This is a genomic window from Mycobacterium sp. (assembly GCF_049280035.1).
Classification (GTDB): domain Bacteria; phylum Actinomycetota; class Actinomycetes; order Mycobacteriales; family Mycobacteriaceae; genus Mycobacterium.
The window spans coordinates 1-7,836 of record NZ_JBAPPI010000165.1 but is presented as its reverse complement, the minus strand read 5'-3'; the positions used below and the strand labels follow the sequence as shown (position 1 = coordinate 7,836).

Below are 7,836 nucleotides of genomic sequence, written 5' to 3'. Positions count from 1 at the left end.
GGATTCTCAATGACGTTGTCAAGCCGCCGCGGCGTTAGGTGTGGTGGGTTGATAGGTGGTGTGGTCGCGCAGCATGGCCCACAAGACGTTGAGGCGGCGGCGGGCCAGGGCCAAGACGGCTTGGGTGTGGCGTTTTCCTTCGGCGCGTTTGCGGTCGTAGTAGGTGCGCGAGGCGGGATCGGTGCGGATGCTGACCAGGGCGGACAGGTAGCAGGCGCGCAGCAGGCGCCGGTCGTAGCGGCGGGGGCGTTTGAGGTTTCCGGTGATGCGGCCCGAATCACGCGGTACAGGCGCAAGACCGGAGACGCCGGCGAGGCGGTCGACGGATGGGAATGCGCTCATGTCCCCGCCGGTGGCGGCGATGAACTCGGCGCCGAGGGTGACACCGAAGCCCGGCATGCTCAGGATGATTTCGGCGTGGCGGTGGCGGCGAAATCGGTCCTCGATCATCGCGTCGGTGTCGCCGATTTCGGTGTCGAGGGCCATCACCTCCTCGGCCAAACGGGCGACCACGCCCGCAGCAAGCTGTTGTCCGGGCACGAGGGTGTATTGCGCGTTGGCCGCCTCGATGGCGGCGGTCGCGACCGCATCAGCGTTGCGGGCCTTGCGTTTACGCAAAAAGGCTCCCACTCGGGCGGCACCGGCCCGGCGCAGACCATCAGGGGTTTGATACCCGGTGAGCAGGATCAGCGCGGCCTTGCTTTTGCTGTAGTCGAAGGCGCGTTCCAACGCCGGGAAGTATTCCAGCAACTGGGCCCGCAGCCGGTTGATCGCCCGGGTGCGATCAGCCACCAGATCGGAGCGTCGACTAGTCAGGATGCGCAGCTCGACGGCGATATCGTCGCCAGGACGCAGCGGCTGCAGGTCACGGCGCATCCGGGCCTGATCGGCAATCACCGCGGCGTCTTTGGCGTCGGTCTTGCCGTCACCGCGGTAGCCACCCGAAGCATGGTGAACAGTCCGGCCAGGAATGTAGAGCAGCCGCTGCTCAGCAGCGATCAGCAGCGTGATCAGCAACGCCGCACCGCCAGCGTTGAGATCAATCGCCCAGGTGATTTCCCCGCCGTCAGCCAGCGACGTGACCGTATCGATCAACCCCAGCAGCGCGGCCTCGTCGTTGGCGACGCGCCGCGAAACCAGAGGCTTGCCGTCGGCGTCGATGACCCGGCAGTAATGGTCCGCTTTCCCGGCGTCTACGCCCGCCCACACAGGTTGTGCCACAACTACCTCCATTTCGGTCCCAGTTCCCATCAACCCAGCAGACGACCACGCCGTCGTGTCCTTACACAGCGATCACATCGCATCTCTCAATTAGCGGTCGAGTCGTCGCGGGACGGCGGGCGGCCAATCCTCCTCGGCCATCAAGGGCTGAGCGATGAAAGCCATACCCGCCGTCCCTGGGTGAATCGAAGCCTACGGCCGACGGCCACGAACACCCTGCAAGAAAGGTAAGGAACGATGACAGATCGCGTGCCGGTCGGGAACCTGCGCGTCGCCCGTGTGCTGTATGACTTCATCAACACCGAGGCTTTGCCCGGCACCGACATCGACCCCGACAGCTTCTGGGCGGGTGTCGACAAGGTCGTCACCGACCTGCAGCCACAAAACCAGGATCTGCTGGCCCGCCGTGACCAGTTGCAGGCGCAGATCGACAAGTGGCACCGGCATCACGTCATCGAGCCGATAGACCCCGAGACGTACCGCCAGTTCCTCACCGAAATCGGTTATCTGTTACCGGAACCCGACGATTTCACCATCACCACGGCGGGCGTCGACGACGAGATCACTAAGACCGCCGGCCCGCAGTTGGTGGTGCCGGTGCTCAACGCGCGGTTCGCCCTGAACGCCTCCAACGCCCGCTGGGGCTCCCTCTACGACGCCCTGTATGGCACGGACGTCATTCCGGAGACCGACGGTGCCGAGAAGGGCACCAGCTACAACAAGGTCCGCGGTGACAAGGTGATCGCCTATGCGCGCAAGTTCCTCGATGACGCGGTACCGCTGTCATCCGGTTCGTGGGCCAATGCCACCGGCATCACGATCAAGGACAACAGACTGCTGGTCAGCCTGGAAGGGGACGAGTTGTCCCGCGGGCTGGCCAACCCGGGCCAGTTCGTCGGCTTCACCGGCGAGTTCGGCTCCCCCGACTGGTCCGTGTTGGTGGTCAACCACGGCCTGCACATCGAGATCCTGATCGATCCGCAGTCGCCGATCGGCAAGACCGACGCCGCCGACATCAAGGACGTGATCCTGGAATCGGCGGTCACCACGATCATGGACTTCGAGGACTCGGTGGCTGCCGTCGACGCCGACGACAAGGTGCTCGGCTACCGCAATTGGCTCGGGCTGAACAAGGGCGACCTGTCCGAGGAGGTCAGCAAAGACGGGAAGACGTTCACCCGGGTGCTCAACCAGGACCGCACCTACAAGACGCCCGACGGCGGCGAGTTGACCCTGCCCGGTCGCAGCCTGTTGTTCGTCCGCAACGTCGGCCACTTGATGACGAACGATGCGATTGTGTGGAGCGAAGGCGACGAAGAAAAAGAGGTGTTCGAAGGCATCATGGATGCCCTGTTCACCGGCGTGACCGCGATTCACGGGCTCAAGACCGGCTCGGACAATGACGGGGCCAATGGCCCCTTGGCGAACAGCCGCACAGGTTCCATCTACATCGTCAAGCCCAAGATGCACGGACCCGACGAAGTCGCGTTCACCTGCGAGTTGTTCAGCCGCGTCGAAGACGTCCTCGGCCTGCCGCAGGCCACGCTGAAGGTCGGCATCATGGACGAGGAACGCCGGACCACCGTCAACCTCAAGGCGTGCATCAAAGCCGCGGCCGACCGGGTGGTGTTCATCAACACCGGCTTCCTGGACCGCACCGGCGACGAGATCCACACCTCGATGGAGGCCGGCCCGATGATCCGCAAGGGTGCGATGAAGAGCACCACATGGATCAAGGCCTACGAGGACGCCAACGTCGACACCGGCCTTGCCGCCGGCTTCAAGGGCAAGGCACAGATCGGCAAGGGCATGTGGGCGATGACCGAACTGATGGCCGACATGGTCGAACAGAAGATCGGCCAGCCCAAAGCGGGCGCCACCACCGCGTGGGTGCCCTCGCCGACCGCGGCCACCCTGCATGCGATGCACTACCACTACGTGGATGTGGGCGCCGTGCAGGCCGAGCTCGAGGGTAAGAAGCGGACCACCATCGACGAGCTGCTCACAGTTCCGCTGGCCAAGGAACTGGCCTGGGCTCCCGAGGAGATCCGCGAGGAGGTCGACAACAACTGCCAGTCCATCCTGGGCTACGTTGTCCGCTGGATCGACGCAGGCGTCGGCTGCTCGAAGGTGCCCGACATCCACGACGTGGCTTTGATGGAAGACCGTGCCACACTGCGGATCTCGAGCCAGTTGTTGGCCAATTGGCTGCGTCACGGGGTGATCACCGAAGAGGATGTGCGGGCCAGTCTGGAGCGGATGGCTCCGATGGTGGACCAGCAGAACGCCGGCGACTCGACATACCTGCCGATGGCGCCCAACTTCGACGACAGCACCGCCTTCCTTGCCGCCCAGGAGTTGATCCTGAGCGGAACGCAACAACCCAACGGCTACACCGAGCCGATCCTGCATCGGCGCCGTCGTGAATTTAAGGCCCGCGTCGGTGACTGATTTCGGCTCGGGGCGCGCTTACCATCCCAATGACTAGTAACTGCTGGGGGCACTTCCCGTTTGCGGGGGCGTACTTCTGGCCCGCGGGAGAGCATCGGCATGGGTAGGCACAGAGCTCCGGATCCGGACGAGCCCACTGGCGAACCGTCCGACGACTACTCCGAACCCGACGATTTCGGCGACCTCAATGGGTATCGCGAGCCCGGCGATTTCCAGCCCGACCCCGGTGGCATCCCGGCTCCGAGCTTTGGCGATCAGCCGGCTGGCGACTATCCGGACCAATTGTCGGACGATCCAGGGTATTTCGACTACACCAACCCCCCCGATCACGACGAGCACCGCGAGGAAGACCTACACCCCGCCGACGTTGACACGCCGGATGACTTCCCCGACTTCCCGCGGCGCGAGCAAGAGCCGCCCGCTGCGCCGCCGCCGCCGTCCGGCGGTCATCGGGGCCTCAGCGACTGGCGGGGCGGTCACCGCAGTGACGGCGGGCGGCGCGGTGTCAGCATCGGTGTGATCGCGGCCCTGGTCGCGGTTGTCGTGGTGGTGGCCGGGGTCATCCTCTGGCGTTTCTTCGGGGATGCCTTGTCCAACCGCTCGCATTCCGCCGCACGCTGCGTCGGCGACAAACAGACCGTCGCCATCATCGCCGACCCGTCCATCGCCGATCCCGTCCAGCAGTTCGCGGAGAGGTTCAACGGATCCGGCGCTCAGGTCGGCGACCACTGTGTCGCAGTCAGTGTCAAATCGGCCGGCTCCGATGCCGTCGTCGACGGTTTCATTGGGAACTGGCCCGCAGACCTGGGCCAGCGACCCGCGCTGTGGATCCCGGGTAGCTCGGTGTCGGCGGCCCGGCTGGCGGCCACTGCGGGGAAGGAGACCATCACCGAGAGCCGGTCGCTGGTCACCTCGCCGGTGGTGCTCGCGGTGCGACCCGAGCTGCAACGTGCGCTCGGCGACCAGAAGTGGTCGACGCTGCCGGGGTTGCAGACCAAACCCGATGCGTTGGCCGCGTTGAAGCTCCCGACGTGGGGGTCGCTGCGGCTGGCGCTGCCGCTTGGCGGCAATAGCGACGCCGCGTATCTGGCCGGCGAGGCGGTGGCGGCGGGCTCCGCACCGCCGGGCGCACCGCCGACCGATGGCAGCGGCGCGGTCCGCACGCTGATTGCCGGTCAACCCAAGTTGGCCGACAATTCATTAGCTGAGGCGATGAATGCGCTTGTGCGGCCGGGTGATCCGGCGACCTCGCCGGTGCACGCGGTGGTCACCACCGAACAGCAACTGTTCCAACGCGGCGAATCGTTGCCCGACGCCGGCAGCACGCTGAGCTCCTGGCTGCCGCCGGGGCCGGCCGCGGTCGCCGACTATCCCACCGTGCTGCTCAAAGGTTCGTGGCTGTCGCAGGACCAAATGACGGCGGCCAACGCGTTCGCCCAGTTCATGCACAAACCCAATCAACTCGGCGAGCTGGCCAAAGCCGGCTTCCGGGTCGAAGGGGTCAAGCCGCCCAGCAGCGACGTCACCAGTTTCGCGGCCCTGCCGTCGACGCTATCGGTGGGTGACGACGCCATGCGCGCCACGCTGGCGAATACCGTGACCACACCGTCGAGCGGACCGGCAGCCATCATCATGCTCGAGCAGTCGATGATTACCGACGAAGGCGGCAAGACCCGGCTGGCCAATGTGGCTGCTGCACTCGATAGCCGCATTAAGGCGCTGCCGCCCAACTCCGTGATCGGGCTGTGGACGTTCGACGGTAAAGAAGGCCGAAGCGAGGTCTCGGCCGGTCCGCTGGCCGACAACGTCGACGGCCAACCCCGGTCGGCTGCGCTGACGGCCGCACTGGACAAGCAGCACGCGACGTCCGGTGGCGCGGTGTCGTTCACCACGCTGCGGCTGATCTATAAGGACGCGCTTACCAATTACCATGCCGGGCAAACGAATTCGGTGTTGGTGATCACCGCCGGACCGCACACCGACCAAAGCCTCGGCGGCCAGGGCCTGCGGGATTTCATCAAGGACAGCACCGACCCGGCCAAGCCGGTGGCCGTCAATGTCGTCGACTTTGGCTCCGACTCCGACCGGGAGACCTGGGAAGCCGTCGCGAAGCTGTCCGGCGGTTCCTACCAGAACCTGGCGACGTCGGCGTCGCCCGAACTGGCGACTGCGGTAACCAACTTCTTGAGCTGACCGGTCGGCTACCGGGCGAGCGTCGCAGCGCGGCCTAGTGTCGGTTTGTCCGACAATCCGCACCCCAGGAAGTCCACGGTTTCCGCTGGCCGGCGGTAGCCAGCGGAAACCATCGCGCCACTCGCGCACGGTCGGCTGTTCAATAGTTCTCCCATTCCAGCCCCCGAAGTGGCCGGGATGCAATTCGGCGTCTGGGTCGGCGTATGTCTCCAAGGGTGCGGACCGTATTGGTGAGTTAATCCGGGTAACTGGATGTCAAGTACGGATTAGTGGAAACCGACCATTTTATTAGGCACATGGGGAATTTTTCGTTGTTTCTTATCTGAGTCTCAGGTACAGTCCCAGCCAAGCTGTGAGATGCATCACAGTAGACGCCCAACGGAGGAGAAGCTGTCATGCAACAAGCACTTCGCCCCTATGTCACCGCTGGTATCGCCCTGGTCGGCGCCAGCATGATTGCTGTCACCCCGGTGGCAGCGCCGCCAATCGGTGTGCAGGTGCGGCCGGTCCAACTGGTCGACGCATGGTCGGACCTCCTCACCGAGACGACCGCCAACTGGCAGAGCATCCTCAATGGGGCTGACTCGTCGGCGATTTCGCAGGTCTTTAGCGCGTTCTTGACGAACCCGGGCGGCGTGCTCGAGGCGTTCTCAAACCTCACCCCGACCGTCGCTACTCACCTCACCTCGCTTCCCGGCACGATCTCGGTGTCGTTGCCGCCGGGGCTTGAGCTCGCGATCGCAAACCTCGGGGCGACGGGCGCCACGTTTACCGCGCTCAATGAAGTCGCGCAACAGTTGATAACCAACCCGTCGGCTGGGTTTGAGGGCCTCGCCACCGTCCTGAACGGCTACCTCAACGGCGAGGACAACATCAGCCTGTTGAACGGCGCCATCACCATCCCGTTGTGGAACGGCATCCTCGCCCCCGAACAATCCGTGAACGTGGACCTCAACCTCACCGCCCTGATCAATGCCCTGGGGCTGGGCAACACTGACCTGAGCAGTTTGGACCTGAGCAGCCTGTTGAGTCAGCTCGGGCTGGGCAACCTGACCCTGGGCTCATTGTTCAGCGATCTGGGGCTGAGCAACGACGGTCTGGGCACCCTGCTAGGCAACCCGACCCTCAGCACGCTTCTCGGCGACCTGGGGCTGGGCAACCTCGGTTTGGGCAGCTTCAATCTGACGAGCCTGCTGACCGACTTGGGTCTGAACCCCAACGTAGGCGGTGCTGGCCTGGGCGGTTTGCTGGATGATCTGGGACTGGGCAGCATCAAATTGGGTAGTTTGCTAGATCTCAACAGTATTCTGGGGGGTCTCGGCCTAGGGGTATTACTTCAGCCGGTCATCAATGCGTTGACGAACTTACCTTTGGACCAACTGGTCAATGGCCTCACCCTCGGCGACGGCAGCTCTCTGGATCTCACTACCTTGCTGACCGATGTGTTCAAAGCGCTGAATATTCCAGTTCCGTCGACAGGTGACTTGAGCCTGAGCAGTCTGTTGGGTGACCTGAACATTGCGAACCTGAACGTCGGCAGCTTGCTGAACACCGTGACCCTGGGCGACCTGCTGAAGGACCTAGGCGTCGCCAGCCTGCCGGTAGACCTGACCAACTTGGGCGACCTGTCCGGGCTGACTCTGGGTGGCTTGCTCGGCGATCTCGGTCTCGGCGATCTGGCCAACGTGAGCGTGGCGCCGATCGGCGGCCTGGTCACCGAGTTGGTGGACACCGTGCCGCAACAGATCCTCACCGCGCTGGGCATGTAGTTCGCGGACTTCCGGCCCGTGGAGGGTTAGGCGTAGGCCTCAACCGGCGGGCAGGAGCAGACCAGGTTGCGGTCGCCGTAGGCGTTGTCGATGCGGCGCACCGGCGGCCACACCTTGGGCCGGAAGTCCCGGCCCAGCGGGTAGGCGGCCTGCTCGCGGGTGTACGGGTGCTCCCATTTGTCGACCACGAGGCATTCGGCGG

The 7,836-nt window shown here is 64.6% G+C and carries 5 protein-coding genes; 3 read left to right on the top strand and 2 right to left on the bottom strand.

Features of this window, described 5'->3' with window-relative positions; genetic code table 11:
- Nucleotides 1-18 precede the first annotated feature (18 nt).
- Entirely contained in the window at nt 19-1,233 is a 1,215-nt protein-coding gene (locus WAN71_RS05315) for an IS110 family transposase (RefSeq protein ID WP_422224330.1), read from the bottom strand.
- Between the two features lie 225 nt (nt 1,234-1,458).
- Here WAN71_RS05315 and WAN71_RS05310 point away from each other — a divergent pair, with 225 nt between their 5' ends.
- The 3 genes from WAN71_RS05310 to WAN71_RS05300 all read left to right on the top strand — a co-directional run bounded on the left by WAN71_RS05310 (nt 1,459) and on the right by WAN71_RS05300 (nt 7,634).
- Nucleotides 1,459-3,672, top strand: a complete 2,214-nt coding sequence (locus WAN71_RS05310; protein WP_422224328.1) for a malate synthase G — start codon at nt 1,459-1,461, stop codon at nt 3,670-3,672.
- 99 nt (nt 3,673-3,771) lie between these two features.
- A complete protein-coding gene (locus WAN71_RS05305; RefSeq protein ID WP_422224327.1) occupies nt 3,772-5,865 on the top strand; it encodes a substrate-binding domain-containing protein in 2,094 nt (697 codons plus the stop codon).
- 395 nt (nt 5,866-6,260) lie between these two features.
- On the top strand, nt 6,261-7,634 hold the full coding sequence (locus WAN71_RS05300) for a hypothetical protein (protein ID WP_422224326.1): 1,374 nt from the start codon (nt 6,261-6,263) through the stop codon (nt 7,632-7,634).
- 26 nt (nt 7,635-7,660) lie between these two features.
- Here WAN71_RS05300 and WAN71_RS05295 read toward each other — a convergent pair.
- Nucleotides 7,661-7,836, bottom strand: a 176-nt coding sequence (locus tag WAN71_RS05295; RefSeq protein ID WP_422224329.1) for a hypothetical protein, incomplete at its 5' end; no start/stop codon positions are given.

What these genes read in the sequence shown, in the direction of transcription:
- WAN71_RS05315 (WP_422224330.1), bottom strand. Translation starts at nt 1,233, where the DNA reads ATGGAGGTAGTTGTGGCACAACCTGTGTGGGCGGGCGTAGACGCCGGG.
- WAN71_RS05310 (WP_422224328.1), top strand. Translation starts at nt 1,459, where the DNA reads ATGACAGATCGCGTGCCGGTCGGGAACCTGCGCGTCGCCCGTGTGCTG.
- WAN71_RS05305 (WP_422224327.1), top strand. Translation starts at nt 3,772, where the DNA reads ATGGGTAGGCACAGAGCTCCGGATCCGGACGAGCCCACTGGCGAACCG.
- WAN71_RS05300 (WP_422224326.1), top strand. Translation starts at nt 6,261, where the DNA reads ATGCAACAAGCACTTCGCCCCTATGTCACCGCTGGTATCGCCCTGGTC.